The organism is uncultured Neglectibacter sp., from assembly GCA_937958185.1.
Classification (GTDB): Bacteria; Bacillota; Clostridia; order Oscillospirales; family Acutalibacteraceae; genus Acutalibacter.
The window spans coordinates 34,063-57,412 of sequence record CALFFN010000036.1; the positions used below are offsets into that span (position 1 = coordinate 34,063).

Here is a 23,350-nt window from a genome sequence, read left to right on the forward strand (position 1 = left end):
CCTCCTTTCCGCCCTGCCGTTTCAGGGACTGTCAGGGAATAAGGTAGCCCATTCCCTTCTTTGTGACGATAAGCTCCGGCAGACCCATTTCTTTCAGCTTTTTCCGCAGCCGGGTCATGTTGACGGTCAGGGTGTTGTCGTCGATGAAATGGTCGCTTTCCCACAGCCGGGTGATCAGGTCCTCCCGGCTCACCATATGCCCGGCGTTTTCCATCAGCACCTGCACGATGCGGAACTCATTTTTTGTCAGCTCCAGCTTCCCGCCCGGGCAGGACAGGGTACAGGCGGACAGGTCCAGCAGCGCGCCGCCGTGCTCGATGATATTGACGCTGCCAGCAAGGGAATAAGCCCTCCGCAGCACCGCCTGTATCTTTGCCGTCAGCACCGGCAGGTCAAAGGGCTTGGGGATAAAATCGTCCGCGCCCATGTCGATGGCGGTGATGATATTCATATTGTCGGAAGCGGAGGAAAGGAAAACGATGGGGATTTTTGAGCGCTTCCGCATTTCCTCGCACCAGTAATACCCGTTCCGATGGGGCAGCCCGATATCCAGCAGCACCAGCTGGGGGTCAAATTCCGTAAATTCCTCAAGGACCCGCTGGAAATCCTGCACGGTCCTGACTTCATAGCCCCACATGGTCAGATGGTCTTCTATTGCCCTGGCAATGACCGGGTCGTCCTCTACCAGATAGATTTTATTCATGGCGCACCTCGGTGGTTAGTAGTTAATTGCTAGACGGGTCTATGCGTGATATAGGATATTTTTGATTTCCTCATAGCTTTCCGCCCGGTAAGTATAGGGAACGTCGGAAGCGCCTTTCCATGTGCCGGTGTACCAGATGCTGTCCAGCCCGGCGTTGACCGCCCCCTGAAGGTCGGAGGAGGGGGAATCGCCGATGACGACCGCTTTTTTCTTTTCAAAGCCGGGAATGTGCTCTTCTACATATTGGAAGTAGCGGGGGTCCGGCTTGCCCACGCCCACGGCGTCCGAAACAAAAACGCCCTGCAAATAGGGCAGCAGCCCGGAATGCTCCAACCGGGTCTGCTGGGAGGCGGCATTGCCGTTCGTTATGATATACAGGGAAAAATCCCCGGACAGCTCCCGCATAAGCTCCACCGCGCCGGGGTACACCGCGCCACCCTGCCCCAGAAATTCAAAATACCGGCGGTTCATTTCATCCGGGTCGCCGGAAAAGCCTGTTTCCTCCAGAAAATCCACAAAACGGTTTCGGAACAGCTCCGGCTTGGTGCATTCCTGTTTTTCAAATTTGCCCCACCATTTGTTGTTGTACTTTTCGTAGGTGGCAAGCATTTCCTCAGAATAGGGGACGCTTGCGGAAAAGCCGCTTATCTCGTATAATGCCTGAAAAGCGTTTGTCATGTCCGCGTCAAAATCCAGCAGGGTGTAGTCGGCGTCAAACAAAAGAAACTGATATTTCATAAAACCCGTCCTTTCCGTCATGGAGAAAGCGTCTCCGGCATAAAATTTTTCATATGATACTTCAAAATCAAATCGGTGTCAAGCAACGGACGGCACGGGGAAGCGTTTCTCTGCGCGGGGCTGCATGAAATGACGGTCCTGCCCTTTGGATACTTCGCGGTGCGGAAAGGAAAGCGTTCATGAAACGGTACAATTTGAAGAAATACAATTATCTTATTGTCTGGCTGGCGCTTTGTGTGACGGTGGGCATTGTCTGGCTGTTCGGCAGCCGTCAGGCAAAAAAAGAACCTCCGGCGGACAGCGCGGCGCCCGTGCCCCTGTCCAGCGCCGTGGAAACGCCCGCAGCCTCCCCGGCTCCGGCGGAGCAGACCCTGAACCTGCCCAGCCCCGCGCCGGGACGAGCCATGCTTTCCGGCGTGTGGGTGCCCTATATGTCCCTTACCACTGAGGAGCATACGCAGGCGGCGTTTGAGGAAAACTTCAAGCGTATTGCGGATTCCGCCAAAGAAAAGGGGCTGAACGCCCTGTTCGTCCATGTGCGCCCTTTCTGCGACGCGCTCTATCCCTCCAAGCTTTACCCATGGTCCCATATCTTGACCGGGACCCAGGGGAAGGACCCGGGCTTTGACCCACTGCAATTCATGGTGGACTACGCTCACAGCCAGAATATGGAGCTTCACGCCTGGCTGAACCCCCTTCGTGTCAAAACGGCGGAAACCCCGTCGGAGCTGGCGGCGGACAATCCCTATACTGTTTTGAGCGAAGCCAGCCCTTACTATTTCATGGAATCCGGCGGCGGGGTGTATCTGGACCCCGCCTACCCCTATGTGCGCAGCCTGATCGCCGACGGAGCCGCGGAGATCGCGGCAAATTACAGCGTGGACGGCATTCATTTTGACGATTATTTTTATCCCACACAAGAAGAGGAGCTGGACGCGGAAGCCTATGCCCTGTACACCCAGGGCGTGGACGAACCGCTGCCCCTGCCGGAATGGCGGCGGGCAAATATCAGCGCCATGGTGCAGGAGGTCTACGAAAAGATAAAAGCGGCAAACCCCGATGTGGTTTTCGGCATTTCCCCTCAGGGCAATATCGAAAACGATGAAAACATGGGGGCGGACGTGAAAGCATGGTGCGCCGTGCCCGGGTATCTGGACTACATCTGCCCCCAGCTGTATTACAGCTTTGAAAACCCGGCGCTGGGATATGGGGAAGCGCTGGAGCAGTGGGTGTCGCTGCCCCGCCACGGGGAGCTGCAGATCTACGCGGGCTTAGCCCTGTACAAAGCCGGCAGCGACGCGGATGACGGCACGTGGCAGCTGTCGGACGATACGATCCGGCGGCAGATCAAAGCGGCGCGGACCGCCCAGTGCAGCGGCGTGCTGCTCTATTCCTCCGACTATCTGGACACCGAGCAGACCGCGGCGGAAATGCAAAACGCGGTGGAGGTCCTGTCTCCCATACGGGCTGATTCGGAAAAGTAAAAGGGCTTGCGGCTCTGTTGACGAAAGGCGTCGGAGCGTGATATAATTTTCCAATAAACTTCATATCTGAAAAGGAGATACGATATGAGCGAGATCAATGAAATCGGCGCTCGTCTGCGGGAGCTCAGGGAAGTCAGCGACTGCACGGTGGAGCAGGTCGCCAGGGAGCTAAAGCTTACCCCCGAGGAATACCGCGCCTATGAGCAGGACGGCAGGGACATTCCCATCAGCGTGATCTTCCAGGTCGCCAATATGTTTGGCGTGGATTTTACCGAGATTGTCACGGGCACGCCCGCCCGGCTGTCCACCTACCATGTCGTCAAGCGGGGCAAGGGAAAGGTGGTCAACCGCAACCCGGAATATCATTTTGAAGACCTTGCGTACCGCTATGCGGACAAGGTCATGCAGCCCCTGCTGGTGACGCTGGAGCCTGCCGACGCCCCGGCGAAGCTCATCACCCATTCCGGGCAGGAATTTAACATGGTGCTGGAGGGCACGGTGATCGTATGTATCGGCGACAAGGAATTTTCCCTTTCCGCCGGGGATTCCATTTATTTTAATCCCGCCATTCCCCACGGGCAGCGCTGCGGCGGCGAGACAAAGGCAAGGTTTTTGACGATGATCGCCGAGTAAAGCGCTGTGGGACGGGAAAAACCAAGGAAAGGAAAATAGACCGATGGATATGCTGCTGAAAAAATATCTTCCCAGGATCGAGTTCGATTCCTATGAAGATTTCAAACAGAATTTTAAGATAAACGCCCCGGAGGACTTTAACTTCGGCTATGACGTGGTGGACGCCTGGGCAGATGCCGAGTCGGACAAGCGCGCCCTGGTGTGGGTCAACGAGGCGGACGAGGAAAAAATCTTCACCTTTACGGATATCAGGCGCCTGTCCAATCAGGCGGCGAATTTCTTCCGCAGCCTGGGCGTGAAAAAGGGGTCGGTGGTCATGCTGATCCTCCGCCGCCGGTGGGAATACTGGGTCTGCGCCACGGCACTGCACAAGCTGGGCGCGGTGCTGATCCCCGGCACGCTGCAGCTGACGAAAAAGGACATCGTGTACCGTGGCAACTCCGCTAAAATATGTGCCGTGGTCTGCGTGAACGACCCCTTTGTAGTCTCCCAGGTGGAAGCGGCGGAGGGGGATATCCCCTCGCTGAAGCATATGATCATGGTGCAGGAGCACCGGGACGGCTGGCTGGATTTTAACGACGAGATCGCGAAGTTCCCGGAGACCTTCCCCCGCCCTACAGGGGAAGAGGCTTCCCGCTGGGACGATATCATGCTGGTGTATTTTACCTCCGGCACCACGGGAATGCCGAAAATGGTACAGCACAATTTCCTGTACCCCTTAGGGCACATCATCACCGCGAAATACTGGCAGCGGGTGGAGGAAAACTGCCTGCACATGAGCGTATCGGATTCCGGCTGGGCGAAGTTCGGCTGGGGGAAAATTTATGGGCAGTGGCTCAGCGGCGCCACCATTTTCTGTTATGACATGGAGGGGAAGTTCGAGCCGAAAAACCTGCTGAAAAAGGTGGAGCGCTACAAGGTGACCACCTTCTGCGCCCCGCCTACCACCTTCCGCTTCATGCTGCAGGAGGACCTGTCCCAGTACGACCTGTCCAGCATTCACCACTGCGTCACCGCCGGGGAGCCCCTGAACCCGGAGGTCACCAAACGCTGGAAGGAGTACACGGGTCTGCAGATCTATGAGGGCTTTGGGCAGTCGGAGGGTCCTGTGCTGCTGGCGAATTTCTACCCCTGGGTGGAGCCGCGCCCGGGTTCCACCGGGAAGCCCTCGCCCCTTTACGATATCCAGCTGGTGGACAGGAACGGCGAGCTCTGCGAGGACGGCGACGAAGGCTCGTTGACAATCCTGGACGTGAAGAACCACCCCCCGATAGGGCTGTTTACCGGGTATTTCCGCAACCCGGAGATGACCGAGGAGCATTTGGGCGGCATTGGGTACAACACCGGCGATATGCTGTGGCGGGACAGCGACGGCTATTTCTGGTTCGTGGGGCGCAATGACGATGTCATCAAGTGCTCCGGCTACCGTATCGGACCTTTCGAGGTGGAATCCGCCCTTATTGAGCACCCCGCCGTGGTGGAATGCGCCATCACCGGCGCGCCGGACCCCATTCGCGGGCAGGTGGTGAAAGCCACTATCGTGCTGGCAAAGGGGTACGAGGGCACGCCTGAGCTGACAAAGGAGCTGCAAAATTACGTGAAAAAGGTGACCGCCCCCTATAAATATCCCAGGGTGGTGGAATATGTGGACGAGCTTCCCAAGACTTTGGGCGGCAAGATCAAGCGGGCGGAGATCAGAAAGGCTGACGAAGAAAAATGAGAACGACTGGGAGACCGAAAAGCACATGGCTTGACCGGCTGCTGACCCTGCTGGGGCTGCTGGCGCTGCTATGCACTACCCTGTATGTGGTTTTCCGCTGGGGGACGCTCCCGGCAGAGGTCCCCACCCATTTTAATGCCGCCGGGGAAATCAACGCCACCGGCGGGAAGGCTTCCCTCCTCGCGCCGCTGGTCATCGGCTGGGTGCTGTACGGGCTGCTCAGTTTGATTGGGGCGATCCCCGCGGTTTGGAACACCGGGGTAGAGGTCACGCCGGAAAACAGGGAAGCGGTGCTTCAAATCATTAAGACCATGCTTTCCTTCCTGAAGACAGAGCTGGCGCTGTGGTTCTCCTATCTGGTGCTTTGCTCTGCCCGGTGCCGCCCGATCGGCATTTTGGCAACGCCGTTCTTTTTGATTCTGGTGTTCGGCACGATCATTGTCACCATGGTTCAAATTTTCCGAACAGCCCATAAGAAATAACAAAAGCGCTCCGTTTGCTAACGGAGCGCTTTTTCTCTAGTATCCAGCGTCCAGAATCTAAAATCTAGACATGGCACGCCTCACATTCAGGGATATCACCCACGATGGGGGTGGGGTCGATCCCCTGGCGGCGGTAATAGTCTGCCACGGCGGACTTGATCGCCTGTTCTGCCAGCACGGAGCAGTGCACTTTTACCGGCGGCAGACCGTCCAGCGCTTCCATCACCGCCTTGTTGGTGAGCTTCAGCGCTTCGTCGATAGATTTGCCCTTGATCATCTCCGTTGCCATGCTGCTGGTGGCGATCGCCGCCCCGCAGCCAAAGGTCATAAAGGAGATGTCGGTGATAATATTATGTTCTACCTTGATATACATTCTCATGATGTCGCCGCATTTGGGGTTCCCCACCTCGCCGACGCCGCTGGGGTCCTTCATTTCTCCCACATTGCGGGGATTTGAAAAATGATCCATTACCTTTGCACTGTATGCCATATTGTATATTCCTCTCTGTGATATAGTAGTTGGTCAAATTAGATGCCGGACGCTGGATACTGACGCCGGGGGAAGGACAGATAAATGAAAATTTAGAGCCAATGAGCAATGAGGAATGAGCAGTGAGCAATTATTCTCGGGCCGCCAGTACTGCTCTTGCCTCCCCTCTGCCAGGGGAGGTAAAGGGTACTTCTCTTTCGGTCGGGCTGTACATCAAAAAACAGCACTCGCTGTCTTCCCGTCTTGCCGCACCGCAGGTGCTAAACTCCCATTTACCGTCCTTATCCAGAATCCAGACTCCAGAATCCAGTATCTAGATATTATAGTTTACCTTTCCCTGCACGATGGCGTCCCACAGAGGGGACATGGAGCGCAGCCGCTCCACAATGGGGGGCAGGGTCTCCAGAATGTAGTCCACGTCTTCCTCGGTGTTGCAGTCGCCCAGGGACAGCCGGACAGAGCCGTGGGCGACCTCGTGGGGCAGCCCGATGGACAGCAGCACGTGGCTGGGGTCCAGGGAGCCGCTGGTGCAGGCTGAGCCGGAGGAAGCGGAGATCCCCTTGATGTCCAGCATCAGCAGGAGGGATTCTCCCTCTATGCCTTCAAAGCAGAAGCTCACATTTCCCGGCAGCCGGCGTTCCCTGTCGCCGTTCAGGTGGCTGCGCTCAATTTTTGAAAGCCCGTCGATGAGCTTGTCCCGCAGCGGGGTCAGCCGGGCGGCGCGCTCGTCAATGGTGGAACAGGCGCGTTCCATGGCAACGCCCAAACCCACGATGCCCGCTACATTTTCCGTTCCTGCGCGCCTGCCCCGCTCCTGCGCGCCGCCGTCCAGAAAATTCTGAATGCTTACGCCGTTGCGGAGATACAGGGCACCCACTCCCTTGGGGGCGTGGATTTTGTGCCCGCTGAGAGAGAGCAGGTCGATATTCTGCGCCTTCACGTCGATTTTCACATTGCCCACCGCCTGCACGGCGTCGGTGTGGAACAATACCTTATGACGCTTACAGATTTCCCCGATCTCCGCGATGGGCTGAATGGTGCCGATCTCGTTGTTTGCGTACATGATGGTCACCAATGCCGTCTGGTCGGTGATGGCGGCTTCTACCTCCTCCGGGCGGACGATACCGTTGCGGTGCACGTCCAGATAGGTGACGGAAAAGCCCTCCTTCTCCAGCGCCTGACAGGTGTGCAGCACGGCGTGGTGCTCAAAGGCAGTGGTGATGATATGGTTTTTCCCCTGCTTTGCCATGGCGCGGGCAGCGCCCTTGATCGCCCAGTTGTCGCTTTCGCTGCCGCAGCCCGTAAAATAAATTTCGTTGGCGTTGGCGCCCAGGCAGCTTGCTACAGCAGCTCTGGCGCTTTCCAAAGCGGCTTTGGCTTTTTGCCCCAGCGTGTACAGGCTGGAGGGGTTGCCGTAGGCTTCCCGGTAAAAGGGAAGCATGGCTTCCAGCACCTCCGGGGAAACGGCAGTGGTAGCGGCGTTGTCCGCATAAACTGTTTTGCCCATTCTATATTTCATCCTTTCCAGATCCGTCCTGCCGGAAAATTTTGCTCCGGCAGGGGAAGTGTTTTCCTAAGACAGGTTTAATATACACCATTTTAGTATACTTTTCAACCCCTGTAGCCGTCTCCTCAAAAAATTTTTCCAAACTTAGCGGAAAAATCGGAATAAGCCGGCGGCGTTCGGCAAAAACTGGAAATGCAAAGCCCTTCCACCTTGACAGGAACGCTGAAAAAAGGTAAAATAAGACAAAAGCAGGGCTTTGGAAAAGACAGGCGGTCTTTTCAGGGGCTCTCTACTGCATAGCTCATTTTGCGGGAAAACCGCTTTTGATACATCGGAAGAAAAAGGCACGGGCATATTTTGTCTGTCGGAAACGCCGAAGGTTTCCGACCGCCGGATCATCAAAAAGCAGAAAAAGGGCAGCAGCGCCGGAGACGATATGTCCGGCGCTTCTGGTGTTCTCTCTTTTTTGCACTTTTGGCGGTTCGGCAATGCTTCCCTGCGCCGGAAGGGCGCGGGGAAACGAGCGGTCACAAAAAGCCTCTGCCATACATAACACTGCAACTGAAACTATAACAGGAGGAATGACAAGTGGCAGAAAAGAAAAAGTATTATCCCCGCCGGTCGCCGGCAATTACTATGGGAAAACAACAGGATCAGGTGCTCAGCGGCGCGGTGGACGCGCCCAGTATGGGAAAAATCTCCGGTCCGAGAAAAACGGCGGGAAAGCAGCCTGCCAAGACCCAGCGTCCCCGCGCGGGAACGGCAAAATCCGGCGGACGGGATGGGGCGAAGCCCGAAAAGGCAGCGTCCACAGGCACAAAGAAAGCAGAAGAAAAGAACGATCCCCGCAAGACTGTTGCCGGGCGTGGTCGCGGGCGGCAGAGCCTGGGCACAGCCCCGATTGCCGCGGCACAGCAGGCGAAAGCGGCGCGGCAGGCTGCCGCCGCGGAAGCGGCAGCACGCCCCGCACAGAAGAAAGGCAGAGGGAAGCAGAAGGAAAAGCCCGCCATTCGGGCGTATTTTCTGGGCGGATTAAATGAGATCGGCAAAAACTTCACCCTGTACGAGTGTCAGAACGATATGGTGATCGTGGACTGTGGTCTGGCGTTCCCCGATGAGGAAATGCTGGGCATCGACATGGTGATCCCCGACTTTGCCTTTGTGGAAAAGAACCGGGAAAAAATTCGCGGCATTGTCATCACCCACGGGCACGAGGACCACATTGGCGCGGTGCCCTATCTGCTGAAAAAGCTGAATGTCCCCGTGTACGCCACGGCGCTGACGGTGGGGCTGATCGAGGGGAAGCTGCAGGAGCACGGCTTGACCGGCTCTGCCAAGCTCGTGGTCACCCCGCCCGGCTCCCATGTGAAGCTGGGCTGTATGGACGTGGAATTTATCCATGTGAACCATTCCATTGCCGACGCGGTGGCGCTGGCGATCCACAGCCCGGCGGGCGTGATCGTGCACACCGGCGATTTCAAAATAGACTGCACCCCTGCGGAGGGCAGAATGATAGATTTGGCGCGGTTCGCCGAACTGGGCAAGGAGGGCGTGCTGGCGCTGCTGGCGGATTCTACCAATGCCGAGCGCCCCGGCTATACCCAGACAGAGCAGACAGTCAACAATTCGCTGGACACCCTGTTCCAGCGCGCGGAGGGTAAGCGTATCATCGTGGCGACCTTTGCCTCCTCCATCAGCCGGGTACAAATGATCATCAACTGCGCGGTGAAATACGGGCGGAAGGTGGCGCTTTCCGGCAGAAGCATGGTGAACGTCATGGGCATTGCCAGCGAGCTGGGCTATCTCCACGTGCCGGACGGCGTGCTGGTGGATTTGAACCTGATCAACCGCTATGAGCCCGGGCAGCTGGTGCTCATCACCACCGGCAGCCAGGGTGAGCCCATGTCGGCGCTGAGCCGCATGGCGTTTTCCGACCATCGGCAGGTGGCGATCAATCCCAACGATTTCATCATCATTTCCGCCCGTCCCATTCCCGGCAATGAAAAAACCGTGGGCGCCGTGGTGGACGAACTGCTCAAGCAGGGCTGCACCGTGATCTATGAGTCCATGTACGAGGTGCACGTGTCGGGGCATGCCTGCCAGGAAGAATTGAAGCTGATGCAGGGGCTTGTAAAGCCCAAATATTTTATCCCTGTCCACGGCGAGCAGAAGCATTTGCAAAAGCACGCGGGACTGGCAATCGCCATGGGAATGCCCCGGGAAAATATTTTCATCGGCGCCATCGGCAGCGTGATCGAGCTCCATGAGGACCATATGCGCCAGCTGGGAGACGTTCCCGCGGGCAGCGTGATGGTAGACGGCCTGGGCGTGGGCGATGTGGGCAGCGTGGTGCTGCGGGACAGGAAGCACCTTGCCGAGGACGGCTTGATCGTGGCGGTCTGTTCCATCGACACCAATTCCGGGCATGTGGTTTCCGGTCCCGATATCGTGTCCCGCGGCTTTGTCTATGTCAGAGAATCGGAACAACTTATGGACGAAGCGCGAAAGCTGGTGTATAATACTCTGGAAAGCTGTGCCAGCCGCCATGTCCGTGATTGGGCAGGGCTGAAGCAGAATGTGAAGGAAGAGCTTTCCCGGTTCTTATATCGGAAGACCCAGAGGAACCCCATGATACTGCCTATTATCATGGAAGTGTAAGGGCTTTTACCGGGAAAAAGGAATGGAGAGAAAAGGGAAAGGGCGGTGCAAAGCAGCGTGCGAGGGAAAAAGGTTTGGGTGATCTCACCTCTTTTTTATCTGATGGCGGCAGGTATGGTCGTGATGGCGCTTGTCACCTATCGGTACAATAAGGTCGCGGCTGCCGTGGAACTGACGGCGGCTGGTCTTTCCCTGCTTTCCCTGCTCGCGTCCGATATCCTGTACCGCCGGAACGTTTCCCTTGCGGTGAAAAGCGCAAAGAGGGTGCTGACCGCAGAGGAACGCCACGCTTTTGACGAATTTGCCCTGCCCGTGGCGGTGGTCGCCCCGGCGGGTGACATCGTATGGGCAAACGAAGCCTTTATTTCCACCCTCTGCAGCGGCGGAGAGTATCTGGGGCAGGACGTGCTGCGGTTTATCTATCCCAAAACCTTCCGGCAGGTCATGGGGGAAAAGGGCGCCGCCGTTTCCTACCGTGGGCGGGAGTACACTGTTTACGGCGTGAGAGCCAAGGACGGCTTTATCCTTTACTTTGTGGACGACACCTATTTCAAAGCCATTCACAAAGAATACCGGGAAAAGAAAACCGTGGTGGGGATCGCGGTGTTCGATAATCAGGAAGAATTGATCCGCAACAGCCCCGGCGGAGAGGATTCCCGCATTACCGCGGAGGTGGAAGCCGTCCTGCGCCGCTGGGCGGTGGAGGACATGGGCGGTTTTATCCGCCGGCTTTCTTCCGGGCGCTACCTTGTGCTCACGGACGATTCCCATGTGGAAGCCGCCAAGCAGCGGCGTTTCCGGGTGCTGGACGATGTGCGCGAGGTGAAAAGCGCCAGCGGCATGAGTGCCACGGTCTCCATCGGTCTGGGGCGCGGCGCGGATACGGCGGCGGAAAGTGAGCGCTGGTCGAGACAGGCGCTGGATATGGCTCTGGGCAGAGGCGGCGATCAGGTCGCCGTAAAGCAGCAGGGCGATACTTACGAGTTCTTCGGCGGTCAGTCCAAGGGCGTGGAAAAGCGGGACAAGGTGCGCACGAGGGTCATTGCCGCCACATTGTCCGACCACGTAAAGGCAAGCGACCGCGTATTCATTATGGGACATAAAAATTCCGACCTGGACAGCGTGGGAGCCGCCGTGGGCATGTGGGCGGCGATCCGCAAGGGTCTGGAAAAGCCCGCCAATATCGTCATTCACCGCGGGCAGACCCTGGCAACGCCACTGGTAGACAGGGTGGACGCGGCGTATGAGGACGAGCATGTGTTCATCAGCCCTATGGAAGCGCTGCAAACCGCCACGGAGCGGTCCCTGCTCATTGTGGTGGATACCCATTCGGTGAATTTTGTGGAAAGCTCCGAGCTGTTGGAGCGTGTCCCTAGGATCGTAGTCATTGACCACCACAGAATGATGGTCTCCCACATCAAAAACGCGCTGATCTTCTATCACGAGCCTTACGCCAGCTCCGCTTCGGAGATGGTGACGGAGCTGGTGCAGTACATTCGCGGCTCCGCCATTGACGGCGTGGACGCGGAGGCGCTGATGGCGGGCATTGCGCTGGATACCAAGAATTTTGTGCTGAAGACCGGCGTACGCACCTTTGAAGCCTCTGCTTTCCTGCGGCGGCGCGGCGCGGATACCGTTACGGTAAAGAAGCTGTTTTCCAATACCCTGGACAATTATAAGCAGAAGGCGCAGCTGGTCTCCAGCGCGGAGCTTTACAAGGGCTGTGCCATCGCCACCTCCAACTGGGACCTGGACGATATGCGGATCGCGGCGGCACAGGCGGCCGATGAGCTGCTGTCCATTCAGGGCGTGCGGGCTTCCTTTGTGCTGTACCGCGTCGGGACGGACGTGAGCATTTCCGCCCGCAGTTTGGGAGATATCAATGTCCAGCTGATCCTGGAGGAGTTCGGCGGCGGCGGACATTTCACCATGGCGGGAGCCCAGATCAAGAATATCAGCATGAGCGACGCCCGCCGTGCCCTGGTTCGCGCGCTGGACGTGAAGCTTGCGGAAATGGAAGCGCAGGGCTGATCCACTTGACCGTCATTTTATTTATATATATCATGTAGAAAAAAGGAGATGCTGCACATGAAGGTCGTATTGCTGCAGGACGTTAAGTCCATTGGAAAAAAGGGAGAGCTTGTGAATGTTTCCGACGGCTACGCAAGAAATTTCCTCATGCCCCGGAAGCTTGCCAAGGAGGCAAACGCCCAGGCGATGAACGAGCTGAAAAACGCCGAAGCCGCCAGGGAGTATAAGATCAAAACCGAAACGGAGCAGGCGCAGAAAAACGCGGACGCCCTGTCCGGGAAAACCCTGAAGATATACGGCAAGGCGGGGCAGGCGGGCAAGCTGTTTGGCTCGGTCACCGCCAAGGAGCTTGCGGAGGAGATCAGGAATCAGTTCGGCGTCGAGGTGGAAAAGCGGAAGATCGTGCTGGAAAGCGATATCAAAGCGTTTGGTACTTATAATTTTGATGTGAAATTCTATAACGGCATTACCGCCACCATGAGCGTAGCAGTTTGCGAGAAGTAGTTGTTAGCGATAAGTTGTTAGTCGTTAGGCGCTCTTTGCCCTTTCTAACGACTAATAACTAACAGCTAACGACTGAAAAGGGGAATCCTATGCCATCCTATGAATTTGAGACCCAGGCTGAGCCGGGGCTGTCTATGCCCTTCAGCCTGGAAGCGGAGCAGTCTGTGCTGGGGGCGGTCCTGCTGGAGCCCTCCTGCCTGGCGACCGTGGCGGAGATACTGCCGAAAGCGGAGTATTTCTACGCGGTGAATAACCAGATGATCTACGGCGCCATGCTGGAAATGTTTACGCTGGGGCTGCCGGTGGACTTTATCACCGTGCTGGAAAAGCTGAAAGAAAATGAAGAATTTGAGGAAGCCACGGGGAAGGTCTACCTGACCCAGCTGGCTCAGATCGTACCCTCCCTGTCCAATGTATCGGTCTATGCCAACATTGTACGGGACAAGTACGACGTGCGCACCCTGATGCAGGCAGCCCGGCATATCTTGGACGACGCCAGCGAAGGGGCAGAGGATTCCGCGCTGCTGCTGGATATGGCGGAGCAGCGTATTTACGATATCCGGCAGGGAAAAAACATGAAGGGTCTCCAGCCCGTTCGGGAGATACTGCTGGAAACCTTTGACCGCCTGGACCTGCTGAACTCCCCGGACAGGGACAAGTATAAGGGCATTCCTACGGGAATTGGAGAGCTGGACGCCATGATCACCGGGCTGAACCGTTCCGATCTGGTGGTGCTGGCAGCCCGTCCCGGCGTGGGAAAAACCAGCTTTGGCTTGAACATCGCCCGCCATGCGTCCATTACCGCCAAGAAACGGGTGGCGTTCTTTTCTCTGGAAATGGGCAGGGAACAGCTGGTGTCCCGCCTGCTGTCGGGAGAAGCCGTGGTAGAGGGCACCCGTCTGCGCTCCGGCGATTTGTCTGAAAACGACTGGGTAAAGCTGGTAGAGGCGGGGGATATCCTCTCCAAAGCGGAGATATATATCGACGACAAGCCCGATATCACCGTGCAGGAGATCAAGGCGAAGCTCCGCCGTCTGGGCAAGGTGGACCTGGTCATTATCGACTATTTGCAGCTGATGAACAGCGCCCGCCGGATCGACAACCGGGTCAACGAGGTCGCCGACATCACCAGGAACCTGAAGGTCATGGCGAAGGAGCTGGATATTCCTGTCATTGCCATGTCCCAGCTCCGCCGCCCCACTGAAAGGACCAAGGACCACCGCCCCGGTCTTTCCGAGCTGAGGGACTCCGGCTCTATCGAACAGGACGCGGATATCGTGATCTTCCTCCACCGGGAGGCGTATAACGCCACCAGCGAGGGCGGGGAGATCACCGAGGATATGGACGTAAACGCCGCTGAGATCATCGTGGCGAAAAACCGCCACGGCGGTACGGACAGCATCGCTGTCCATTGGCAGCCGGAGTATATGCGCTTTACCTCCCGGGAGGTCATTCGCCATGAGTAAGCCGCTTTTTGCCGCAGGGGACCTTTCCGAGCTGCCGGAGCAGGGGCTTGCGGTGGTGGGCTTTTCCGGCGGGGCGGATTCCACCGCGCTGGCTCACTGGCTGGCAGGAAAAATAGACCCTCGCCGCATTGTGCTGGCGCATGTGAACCATATGCTGCGGGGAGAGGAAGCTGAACGTGACGAAGCCGCCGCCCGGGCGTTTGCCCGGAAGCAGGGGCTTCGTCTGGTCGTTTCACGGGAGGACGTAAAGGCGCTGGCTGCCCAAGGCGGCATGGGGCTTGAGGAGTGCGGCAGAGCGGTGCGGTACCGCTTTTTCCAGTCTCTCCTCACCGGGGAGGACGACCGTATCCTCACCGCCCACACCGCCGATGACAACGCGGAGACCATGCTATTGAACCTTTGCCGGGGCACAGGGCTTGCCGGGCTCTGCGGTATCCCGGAAAAGCGGGGGAACATTCTCCGCCCGCTGTTGAGGGTGACAAGGCAGGAGATCGAGGAATACTGCGCTCTTCATAATTTATCCTATGTGACGGACAGCAGCAACCTGTCCGGCGAATTTGCCCGTAACCGCATTCGGCTTGAAGTGCTGCCCGTTTTGAAGGAGCTGAACCCCCGGCTGATCTACAGCATGAGCCAGACTGCAGGGCTGCTGGAGCAGGACAGGCGGTTTTTGAGCGCCGAGGGGGAAAAATTACTGGCAGACGCCATGGGGGAATACGGGCTGTCTGCCGCCGTGCTGCGAAACGCCCCCCGGGCGCTGCAAACGGAAGCCCTTCGTTTGTGGTTGAAGCGGCTGGGCTGCGGCGAGCCGGAAAAAAAGCATCTGAAAGCGGTGCTCCGCTGTCTCACGGAGGGCGGCGCCGCAATGCTGCCGGGAGATTTGGTCGTCCGCTGTGCGCAGGGGGTGCTTTCCGCGGCAAAGCAGGAAGCTGCGCAGCCGTTTTCCATCACTGTATCGCTGGAGGAACTGGGGCAAAGGGAGCTTTTGAAAATCCCACTGCCGGACGGAAGAACGCTGGTTTTTGAGAAAAAAGTGGTGGAGAGGGAAGAAAATTCGGAAAAAAGAGAGCAAAAAATTCATAATTTGTTATTCAAAAACGCTCTGGATTATGATATAATAGCTACTAATTTGGTAGTCAGGACCCGCCGGGAGGGGGATAAATTTGCTCCCGCCGGGCGAAAGGTCACCAAAAGCTTGAAGCAGGTATTTCAGGAATGCGGTATGCCGGCAAGCCGCCGGGGAAGCGCTGTGCTGCTGGAAATTGGCGGGGCGCTGGCGTTCTGCGAGGGCGCAGGGGCGGCTCAGGGCTTCGAGGTGACGGAAGCTACCCGCACGGTGCTCACGGTGACAGTTCAACAGAAGAGGGAATGAATTGCAGGAGGGAAATCACATGGTAGAACGCAGTGCAATGATGGAAGACATTCGGGAGGTCCTGTTCACCGAGCGGCAGATCGCCGTGATGGTGGAGCGCGTTGGCAAGGAAATTTCCAGGGATTACAAGGACAAAAATCTGCTGCTGGTCAGTGTGCTGAAGGGCTCTGTCGTATTTATGGCAGACCTGATGCGTTCTATCACCATTCCCGCCAAGATAGATTTTATGGCGACCTCCAGCTACGGCTCAGGCACGAAGACCTCGGGCGTGGTGAAGATCATAAAGGACCTGGACATTCCTCTGTCCGGCTACGACATCGTTCTGGTAGAGGACATTCTCGACAGCGGCAAGACCCTGAGCTACCTGATGGAGCTGCTTCGGGACAGGAACCCGAAAAGCATTCAGATATGCACCCTGTTCGACAAGCCGGAGCGCCGGGAGGTAGAGGTGCAGGCTTCCTATGTGGGCTCTGTCATTCCCGATGAATTTATTGTCGGCTATGGGCTGGACTATGATGAAAAATACCGCAACCTGCCGTTTGTGGGCATTTTGGAGCCCTCTGTGTACGAATAATCGGCGGGGAACCGGCAAAAGTTATTTTTATAGATTTTAGGAGGACACGTTTTTGGACAACAGAAAGACGCTGCGAAATCTTGTGCTGTATTTGGGTATTCCGCTGGTGGTGCTGTGCATCATCATCTTCTTGTTCCAGGGGAGAGAGCCGGAACAGCCGGCATACAAGTATTCCGACATCATCGACTATTTTGAAACAGGTGAGGTAAAGGCGTACAAGCTGAATCTCGGCACGGGCGACCTGCACATGACCCTGACCGATGAGAAGGGAACAGTCATAGATTTCGAGCTTCCCAGCATTGATTTGTTCTATCAGAACGTATCACAGCACATTCAGCAGTATAACGAGGATCACCCCGACGCCAAGATGGAGCAGGATATTATCCGCCCCGTGGAGACCAGCTGGTTCCTGAGTCTGCTGCCCACCCTCATTTTGTTTGTGGGGCTTATCGTCATCTGGATCTTCATGATGCGCCGTTTGGGCAGCACGATGGGGGGCGGCTCCGACAGGCAGATGAATTTCGGCAAGGCGCGGGTCAAGCAGATCGGCGATGAAAAGCGGAAGACCACCTTTGCCGATGTTGCGGGAGCGGACGAGGAAAAGGAGGAGCTGCGGGAGATCGTGGAGTTCCTCAAAAACCCCTCCAAGTTCAACTCCCTGGGCGCCCGCATCCCTAAGGGCGTGCTGCTGGTAGGACCTCCCGGCACAGGCAAGACCCTGCTGGCAAGAGCTGTGGCGGGAGAAGCCGGGGTCCCCTTCTTCTCCATTTCCGGCTCCGATTTCGTAGAAATGTTCGTAGGCGTGGGCGCTTCCCGTGTCCGTGACCTATTTGAAAAAGCCAAGAAGAACCACCCCTGCATCATCTTTATCGATGAGATAGACGCCGTCGGCCGCCAGAGAGGCGCGGGCTTGGGCGGCGGTCACGATGAACGGGAACAGACCCTGAACCAGCTGCTGGTGGAAATGGACGGCTTTGGCGCAAATGAAGGCGTTATCATGATCGCCGCCACCAACCGCCCCGATATTCTCGACCCGGCGCTGATGCGTCCCGGTCGGTTCGACCGGCAGGTCACCGTGGGCTATCCCGATATCAAGGGGCGGGAAGAAATTCTGCGAGTACACGCCAAAGGAAAACCCCTGGCGCCCGATGTGGTGCTTTCCACCATTGCCAAATCCACCGCAGGGTTCACCGGCGCCGATTTGGAAAACCTGCTGAATGAAGCAGCTCTGCTGGCGGCAAGAAGGAACCACAAGGCGATCACCATGCCGGAGATCGAGGAAGCCACCATCAAGGTGGTGGTCGGCACGGAGAAAAAGAGCCGCGTCATGAGCGAGAAGGAGAAAAAACTCACCGCCTATCATGAGGCAGGTCACGCTATCGCCACCTACTATTGCGGCACCCAGGACCCCGTGCACCAGATATCCATTATTCCCAGAGGAATGGCGGGCGGCTATACCATGCACCTGCCCACTGAGGACCGCTCTTACCAGAGCCGGAACGAAATGAAGGAGGAGCTGGTGGTACTGCTGGGCGGTCGCGTGGCGGAAGCGCTGGTGCTGGACGATATCTCCACCGGGGCGTCCAACGACATCGAACGGGCGACAAAGATCGCCCGCGCCATGGTGACCAAGTACGGCATGAGCGAAAAGCTGGGACCCATCACCTACGGCACGGACGACAGCAACCCCTTCCTGGGCAAGGAAATGGGGCATATCAGCAATTATTCCGAGCAGACCGCATCTGAGATCGACGCCGAAATACAGGCTATCATTTCCGCCGCCTATCACCAGACGGAGGAGATTTTGAAGGAGCATATCGACGAGCTCCACCGGCTGGCGGGCGTGCTGTACGAAAAGGAAAAGCTGGACGGCAGCGAGTTCCAGCAGGTCATGGACGGTATGCTGCTGCCCGGCGGCACGGCACAGGGGCAGCTGCCCGGCAATGCCGGAGAGGTTGCCCGGCCTGAGCAGCAAAGCGAAACAACGAGCGAAGCGTTGGAAGCTGCGGAGGACGCTTTACAGGAAGCGGAAGCCGTTTTCACGCCGGAGGAAAATGTGCCCACGGAAAAAGACGAATAGAGGAAACACCCCCAGCGGCGCTTGTTTTGAGCTGCTGAGGAGAAGGGGTCGTAGTTTACGACCCCTTCTTACTGCAAGAGGGCGGAATTTTTCTATAAAGTAATTTTGCTTTACAGAATGCGGTAATGCGGTTGCTTTTATGGTAAGTATTTTAACTTTACAGCAAGGAAGAGGAGAGGTATGGCGAAAAAACAGGAATATGGCAACGACAGTATTCAAAGCTTAAAGGGCGCGGACCGTGTGCGGCTGCGTCCGGCAGTCATTTTCGGTTCGGACGGTATCGACGGCTGTCAGCATTCTATTTTTGAGATATTGTCCAACTCCATCGACGAAGCGCGGCAGGGCTTTGGCAGAGAGATCACCATTACCCGGTTCCTGGACCACTCCGTTCAGGTGGAGGACCACGGCAGAGGGATCCCCGTGGACTACAACACCAAGGAGGAGCGCTACAACTGGGAGCTGGTATTCTGCGAAATGTACGCCGGCGGCAAATACAACAATGATTCCGGGGAGAACTACGAATACTCCCTGGGCTTGAACGGCTTGGGTCTCTGCGCCACCCAGTACGCTTCCGAATATATGGACGTGGATATCCGCCGGGACGGCTTCCGTTACACCCTGCATTTTGAGCACGGTGAAAACGTGGGCGGGCTGCAAAAGGACCCCTATGCCAGAAAGGACACCGGGTCTGTCATCAAGTGGAAGCCCGATTTACAGGTTTTCACCGATATCGACGTCAGTACGGACTATTATCTGGACATTTTGAAGCGCCAGGCGGTGGTCAACGCGGGGATCCATTTCCATTTCCGCAATGAGACTACTCCCGGCAAATTTGAAACTACAGATTTCTGTTATGAAAACGGCATTCTTGACCATGCCCGGGAGCTGGCGGGAGAAGAATTTTTGACCCCTGTGCAGTTTTGGCAGAGCGAGAAAAAAGTGCGGGACAGAGACGATATGCCCCTTTACAACACGAAAATCAACGTGGCGGCGGCGTTTTCCAATAAGACCAGCGTGGCGGAGTATTACCACAATTCCAGCTGGCTGGAGCATGGCGGCGCCCCGGATAAAGCGGTGCGCAGCGCCTTTGTCAGCCAGATCGACGCTTATCTGAAGCAGAACAACAAGTACACGAAAAATGAGAGTAAGATCACCTTTCAGGACGTGGAGGACTGCCTGATCATCGTGATATCTTCTTTTTCTACTCAGACCTCCTATGAGAACCAGACCAAGAAAGCAATCACCAACAAGGGCATTCAGGAAGCCATGACGGAAATGCTGCGGCACAACCTGGAAATTTATTTTCTGGAAAATCCGCTGGACGCTGAAAAAATCGGCAATCAGGTGCTGGTGAACAAGCGCAGCCGGGAGGACGCGGAAAAGACAAGATTGAATCTGAAAACCAAGCTTACCGGCAAAATGGACATCACCGGGCGCGTGGCAAAGTTTGTGGACTGCCGCAGCCGGGACGTCAACGAACGGGAGCTGTTCATCGTGGAGGGCGATTCCGCTCTGGGCGCGGTGAAGCAGGCGCGGGATTCCAATTTCCAGGCGGTCATGCCCATTCGAGGGAAAATCCTGAATTGCCTGAAAGCCGACTATGACAGGATATTCAAAAGCGAGATCATCACCGACCTCATCAAGGTGCTGGGCTGCGGCGTGCAGGTGAAAACAAAAGCAAATAAGAACCTGAACGCTTTCGATATGGACAACCTGCGGTGGAGCAAAATCATTTTCTGCACCGATGCCGATGTGGACGGCTTCCAGATCAGGGTGCTGCTGCTGACCATGGTGTACCGCCTTGCCCCGGCGCTGATCGAAGCCGGAAAGGTATTCATTGTGGAATCCCCCTTGTATGAGATCACCACCAAGGACGAGACGTATTTTGCCTATGACGAGACGGAAAAGGCGGAGTTCCTGAAAAAGCTGGAGGGGCAGAAATACACCATTCAGCGCAGTAAGGGGCTGGGCGAAAACGAGCCGGACATGATGAACCTGACCACCATGAACCCTGCCACCCGGCGGCTCATCAAGGTGCTGCCCGGCGATGCGGAATATGCTGCCGAGATGTTCGACATCATGCAGGGTGACAATATCCAGGGACGGAAAGACTATATCGCCGAGCACGGCGCGGAATATACCGACGAGCTGGACGTGAGTTGAGTAGTTGTTAGCTGTGAGTAGTTAGTTGTTAGAAAAGGGAAAGGGCGCTATTTTCAGAAAGGATAAAAATGATTCTGTATCGCGAGCAAAAAATCTCTGCGGCGGATTTTAACGCTTTGACGGAAGCTGTGGGCTGGGGAACACGGGACAGGGCTGTTGTAGAGACAGCTCTCAGCAATACCTTTTATTCGGTTTGCGCCGTAGAGGACGGCAGGCTGGTGGGGTATGCAAGGCTTATCGGCGACAAAACGATTTTCCTCTATGTGCAGGACGTAATGGTCCGCCCTGAGTATCAGGGAATGGGAATCGGCACGAAGCTCATGGAGAAAATTACGGAAAAGATTTCGGAATGTAAGGCTGCCAGCCCGGACCTGAGAGCTTATCTGGGCGCTTCCAAAGGGCGGGAAAGCTTTTACCGGCGTTTTGGCTTTTTGACCCGCGGCGAAGCGGATTTGGGGGAAGGCATGGTGCTGCTGTAAGCGCGCCGCAGAAGAGAAAAGAGGAGGTATTCAGGCTGTGCCAAAGAAAGAAAAGAAAAGCAGCGACAGGCTGCCGAAAATGAAAGGTTATATTGCCGGGGCGGGAGAAATTGTGGAGCAGGACGTGGGAGATACCGTCCGTAAAAATTTCATGCCCTATGCCATGAGCGTGATCCTGAGCCGGGCGATCCCGGAAATCGACGGCTTTAAGCCGTCCCATAGAAAGCTGCTGTACACCATGTACAAGATGGGGCTTTTGACCTCCGCCCGGACGAAAAGCGCCAACATCGTGGGACAGACCATGAAGCTGAACCCTCACGGAGATTCCGCCATTTATGACACCATGGTGCGGCTTTCCCGGGGCTATGAAGCCCTTTTGCACCCCTTTGTGGATTCTAAGGGCAACTTCGGCAAGGCGTTCTCCCGGGATATGGCATGGGCGGCGTCCCGTTATACGGAAGCAAAGCTGGACAGTATCTGCAAGGAACTGTTCCAGGATATCGACAAGGATACGGTGGATTTTGTAGACAACTACGACAACACCATGAAGGAGCCGTCCCTGCTGCCCGCCACTTTCCCCACCATTTTGGTCAATGCCAACACGGGCATTGCCGTGGGCATGGCAAGCAATATCTGCCCCTTTAACCTTGCCGAGGTGTGCGCTACCACCATCGCCCTGATGCGGGACCCGGAAGCCGACCTGTTCCAGACCCTGCAGGCGCCGGATTTCCCCGGCGGTGGTCAGCTGATTTTCGACCGGGAGCAGATGGAAAAAATCTACGACACCGGCAGGGGCAGCTTCCGGGTGCGCAGCCGGTATACCTATGATAAGTCCGCCGGCTGTATCGACATCACCCAGATCCCGCCCTCCACCACAGTGGAGGTCATCGTGGAAAAGGTGGTGGAGCTGGTCAAGCAGAACAAATTAAAGGAAATTTCCGATATCCGGGACGAAACCGATTTGAACGGCTTAAAGATCACCATTGACCTGAAGCGGGGCGTGGACCCGGATAAGCTGATGCAGAAGCTCTTTAAGCTCACCACGCTGGAGGACAGCTTTGCCTGTAACTTCAACGTATTGATCGCCGGCGTGCCCCGGGTGCTGGGCGTCCGGGAGCTTTTGGAGGAGTGGACGGCGTTCCGGGTGGAATGCGTCCGCCGCCGGACGTATTACGACCTGCAAAAGAAAAAAGAAAAGCTCCACCTGCTGTTGGGCTTGCAGGCGATTTTGCTGGATATTGACAAGGCGATCCGCATTGTCCGGGAAACGGAAGAGGAAAACGAAGTGGTGCCGAACCTGATGATCGGCTTTGGCATTGACGAGGTTCAGGCGGAGTACGTGGCGGAAATACGGCTGCGCCACCTGAACCGGGAATACATTCTCAAGCGCACGGAGGAAACCGACGATTTGAAGAAAGAGATCGCCGAACTGGAGGGGATTTTAAGCTCCAGGGCAAAGGTGAAATCTATCATCATTCGTGAGCTGGAGGAAGTGGCAAAGCGCTACGGCAAGCCCCGGCGCACCATGATCCTCTATGCCGACGAGGTAGAGGAGATCGAGGTGACGGAGGAGGTGCCGGATTACCCGGTGAACCTGTTTTTTACCGGGGAAGGGTACTTCAAAAAGATCACGCCCCTGTCCCTGCGCATGAGCGGGGAACAGAAGCTGAAGGAGGGCGACACGATCACCCAGCAGCTGGAGGGCACGAACAATATGGAGCTGCTGTTCTTCTCCGACCGCTCGCAGGTCTACAAGATGAAAGCCTCCGATTTTTCAGACACCAAGGCAAGCGTGCTGGGAGAATATATCCCCGCCCGCGCCCAGATGGACGAGGGCGAGCGCGCCGTGTACATGGCGGCAACCACGGAATACGATGGCTTTATGCTGTTCTTCTTCGCTAACGGCAAGGTCGCCAAGGTGGAAATGAGCGCCTATCAAACAAAGACCAACCGAAAGAAGCTGATCAGCGCCTACAGCGATAAGTCCCCCCTGACGGCGGCGCTGTACGTAAAGGAGGACTGCGAGGTTTTGCTTACCGCCTCCAACGGCAGAATGCTGCTGTTCCACACCGGGCTGATCCTGCCCAAAACCACCAAAAATACTCAGGGCGTTCAGGCGATGAATGTAAAAAAGGGTCAGCGGCTTGTCTCCGCCGTGGCATATGAGGAGGGAATGCTGAAAAACCCCGCCCGCTATCAAAAGAAGATTCCTGCCGCCGGGGCAATGCCCGACGATACGGAAGCGGGAGAACAGATGAAGCTGTAA

Annotated in this window: 19 protein-coding genes; 15 read left to right on the top strand and 4 right to left on the bottom strand. The window is 56.5% G+C overall.

The window, feature by feature from the left end; genetic code table 11:
- Positions 1 to 31 precede the first annotated feature (31 nt).
- Complete coding sequence (locus AB8996_RS10790; RefSeq protein ID WP_369298994.1) at positions 32 to 703, bottom strand: response regulator transcription factor; 672 nt, start codon at positions 701 to 703, stop codon at positions 32 to 34.
- A 39-nt stretch (positions 704 to 742) separates the two neighbouring features.
- Positions 743 to 1,441 carry a YjjG family noncanonical pyrimidine nucleotidase gene (locus AB8996_RS10795; RefSeq protein ID WP_369298995.1) on the bottom strand — a complete coding sequence of 233 codons (699 nt, stop codon included), beginning with the start codon at positions 1,439 to 1,441 and terminating at the stop codon, positions 743 to 745.
- Positions 1,442 to 1,620: 179 nt separating this feature from the next.
- On the opposite strand from AB8996_RS10795, the gene AB8996_RS10800 reads away from it, so the two are divergent.
- From AB8996_RS10800 to AB8996_RS10815, 4 genes are all read left to right on the top strand, one after another.
- On the top strand, positions 1,621 to 2,925 hold the full coding sequence (locus AB8996_RS10800) for a glycoside hydrolase family 10 protein (RefSeq protein WP_369298996.1): 1,305 nt from the start codon (positions 1,621 to 1,623) through the stop codon (positions 2,923 to 2,925).
- Positions 2,926 to 3,009: 84 nt separating this feature from the next.
- A complete protein-coding gene (locus AB8996_RS10805) occupies positions 3,010 to 3,558 on the top strand; it encodes a helix-turn-helix domain-containing protein (protein ID WP_369298997.1) in 549 nt (182 codons plus the stop codon).
- Positions 3,559 to 3,607: 49 nt separating this feature from the next.
- Positions 3,608 to 5,278 carry an AMP-binding protein gene (locus AB8996_RS10810; protein WP_369298998.1) on the top strand — a complete coding sequence of 557 codons (1,671 nt, stop codon included), beginning with the start codon at positions 3,608 to 3,610 and terminating at the stop codon, positions 5,276 to 5,278.
- Positions 5,275 to 5,760, top strand: a complete 486-nt coding sequence (locus AB8996_RS10815; protein WP_369298999.1) for a DUF1648 domain-containing protein — start codon at positions 5,275 to 5,277, stop codon at positions 5,758 to 5,760. Before AB8996_RS10810 ends, AB8996_RS10815 begins: the two co-directional genes overlap by 4 nt.
- A 64-nt stretch (positions 5,761 to 5,824) precedes the next feature.
- Here the strand turns inward: AB8996_RS10815 and nifU are convergent, their stop codons facing one another.
- Together nifU and nifS are read right to left on the bottom strand one after the other, a co-directional pair.
- Positions 5,825 to 6,250, bottom strand: coding sequence for a Fe-S cluster assembly scaffold protein NifU (gene nifU, locus AB8996_RS10820; RefSeq protein WP_369299000.1), 426 nt, complete (start codon positions 6,248 to 6,250; stop codon positions 5,825 to 5,827).
- Between the two features lie 313 nt (positions 6,251 to 6,563).
- Positions 6,564 to 7,757, bottom strand: a complete 1,194-nt coding sequence (nifS, locus tag AB8996_RS10825) for a cysteine desulfurase NifS (protein WP_369299001.1) — start codon at positions 7,755 to 7,757, stop codon at positions 6,564 to 6,566.
- Positions 7,758 to 8,013: 256 nt separating this feature from the next.
- On the opposite strand from nifS, the gene AB8996_RS10830 reads away from it, so the two are divergent.
- The 11 genes from AB8996_RS10830 (at position 8,014) to AB8996_RS10880 (ending at position 23,350) form a co-directional block, all read left to right on the top strand.
- A complete protein-coding gene (locus AB8996_RS10830; RefSeq protein ID WP_369299002.1) occupies positions 8,014 to 8,310 on the top strand; it encodes a hypothetical protein in 297 nt (98 codons plus the stop codon).
- An 83-nt stretch (positions 8,311 to 8,393) separates the two neighbouring features.
- A complete protein-coding gene (locus AB8996_RS10835) occupies positions 8,394 to 10,415 on the top strand; it encodes a ribonuclease J (protein WP_369299024.1) in 2,022 nt (673 codons plus the stop codon).
- A 102-nt stretch (positions 10,416 to 10,517) separates the two neighbouring features.
- Positions 10,518 to 12,446, top strand: a complete 1,929-nt coding sequence (locus AB8996_RS10840; RefSeq protein ID WP_369299003.1) for a DHH family phosphoesterase — start codon at positions 10,518 to 10,520, stop codon at positions 12,444 to 12,446.
- A 57-nt stretch (positions 12,447 to 12,503) separates the two neighbouring features.
- Entirely contained in the window at positions 12,504 to 12,950 is a 447-nt protein-coding gene (gene rplI, locus AB8996_RS10845) for a 50S ribosomal protein L9 (RefSeq protein WP_369299004.1), read from the top strand.
- Between the two features lie 89 nt (positions 12,951 to 13,039).
- Positions 13,040 to 14,416, top strand: coding sequence for a replicative DNA helicase (gene dnaB / locus AB8996_RS10850; RefSeq protein WP_369299005.1), 1,377 nt, complete (start codon positions 13,040 to 13,042; stop codon positions 14,414 to 14,416).
- Positions 14,409 to 15,788 (top strand): tRNA lysidine(34) synthetase TilS, encoded by a 1,380-nt coding sequence (tilS, locus tag AB8996_RS10855; RefSeq protein ID WP_369299006.1) that lies wholly within the window; start codon positions 14,409 to 14,411, stop codon positions 15,786 to 15,788. Before dnaB ends, tilS begins: the two co-directional genes overlap by 8 nt.
- 37 nt (positions 15,789 to 15,825) lie before the next feature.
- A complete protein-coding gene (gene hpt, locus AB8996_RS10860; protein ID WP_369299025.1) occupies positions 15,826 to 16,362 on the top strand; it encodes a hypoxanthine phosphoribosyltransferase in 537 nt (178 codons plus the stop codon).
- A 52-nt stretch (positions 16,363 to 16,414) separates the two neighbouring features.
- Entirely contained in the window at positions 16,415 to 18,442 is a 2,028-nt protein-coding gene (gene ftsH, locus AB8996_RS10865; RefSeq protein WP_369299007.1) for an ATP-dependent zinc metalloprotease FtsH, read from the top strand.
- 180 nt (positions 18,443 to 18,622) lie between these two features.
- On the top strand, positions 18,623 to 20,605 hold the full coding sequence (locus AB8996_RS10870) for a type IIA DNA topoisomerase subunit B (RefSeq protein WP_369299008.1): 1,983 nt from the start codon (positions 18,623 to 18,625) through the stop codon (positions 20,603 to 20,605).
- A gap of 68 nt (positions 20,606 to 20,673) precedes the next feature.
- Positions 20,674 to 21,084, top strand: coding sequence for a GNAT family N-acetyltransferase (locus AB8996_RS10875; RefSeq protein ID WP_369299009.1), 411 nt, complete (start codon positions 20,674 to 20,676; stop codon positions 21,082 to 21,084).
- 79 nt (positions 21,085 to 21,163) lie between these two features.
- On the top strand, positions 21,164 to 23,350 hold the full coding sequence (locus AB8996_RS10880) for a DNA gyrase subunit A (RefSeq protein ID WP_369299026.1): 2,187 nt from the start codon (positions 21,164 to 21,166) through the stop codon (positions 23,348 to 23,350).

What these genes read in the sequence shown, in the direction of transcription:
- hpt (WP_369299025.1), top strand. Translation starts at nt 15,826, where the DNA reads ATGATGGAAGACATTCGGGAGGTCCTGTTCACCGAGCGGCAGATCGCC.
- AB8996_RS10805 (WP_369298997.1), top strand. Translation starts at nt 3,010, where the DNA reads ATGAGCGAGATCAATGAAATCGGCGCTCGTCTGCGGGAGCTCAGGGAA.
- nifU (WP_369299000.1), bottom strand. Translation starts at nt 6,250, where the DNA reads ATGGCATACAGTGCAAAGGTAATGGATCATTTTTCAAATCCCCGCAAT.
- AB8996_RS10790 (WP_369298994.1), bottom strand. Translation starts at nt 703, where the DNA reads ATGAATAAAATCTATCTGGTAGAGGACGACCCGGTCATTGCCAGGGCA.
- AB8996_RS10840 (WP_369299003.1), top strand. Translation starts at nt 10,518, where the DNA reads ATGGCGGCAGGTATGGTCGTGATGGCGCTTGTCACCTATCGGTACAAT.
- AB8996_RS10815 (WP_369298999.1), top strand. Translation starts at nt 5,275, where the DNA reads ATGAGAACGACTGGGAGACCGAAAAGCACATGGCTTGACCGGCTGCTG.
- AB8996_RS10870 (WP_369299008.1), top strand. Translation starts at nt 18,623, where the DNA reads ATGGCGAAAAAACAGGAATATGGCAACGACAGTATTCAAAGCTTAAAG.
- tilS (WP_369299006.1), top strand. Translation starts at nt 14,409, where the DNA reads ATGAGTAAGCCGCTTTTTGCCGCAGGGGACCTTTCCGAGCTGCCGGAG.
- AB8996_RS10875 (WP_369299009.1), top strand. Translation starts at nt 20,674, where the DNA reads ATGATTCTGTATCGCGAGCAAAAAATCTCTGCGGCGGATTTTAACGCT.
- dnaB (WP_369299005.1), top strand. Translation starts at nt 13,040, where the DNA reads ATGCCATCCTATGAATTTGAGACCCAGGCTGAGCCGGGGCTGTCTATG.
- AB8996_RS10800 (WP_369298996.1), top strand. Translation starts at nt 1,621, where the DNA reads ATGAAACGGTACAATTTGAAGAAATACAATTATCTTATTGTCTGGCTG.
- rplI (WP_369299004.1), top strand. Translation starts at nt 12,504, where the DNA reads ATGAAGGTCGTATTGCTGCAGGACGTTAAGTCCATTGGAAAAAAGGGA.
- AB8996_RS10810 (WP_369298998.1), top strand. Translation starts at nt 3,608, where the DNA reads ATGCTGCTGAAAAAATATCTTCCCAGGATCGAGTTCGATTCCTATGAA.
- AB8996_RS10835 (WP_369299024.1), top strand. Translation starts at nt 8,394, where the DNA reads ATGGGAAAACAACAGGATCAGGTGCTCAGCGGCGCGGTGGACGCGCCC.
- AB8996_RS10880 (WP_369299026.1), top strand. Translation starts at nt 21,164, where the DNA reads ATGAAAGGTTATATTGCCGGGGCGGGAGAAATTGTGGAGCAGGACGTG.
- AB8996_RS10795 (WP_369298995.1), bottom strand. Translation starts at nt 1,441, where the DNA reads ATGAAATATCAGTTTCTTTTGTTTGACGCCGACTACACCCTGCTGGAT.
- nifS (WP_369299001.1), bottom strand. Translation starts at nt 7,757, where the DNA reads ATGGGCAAAACAGTTTATGCGGACAACGCCGCTACCACTGCCGTTTCC.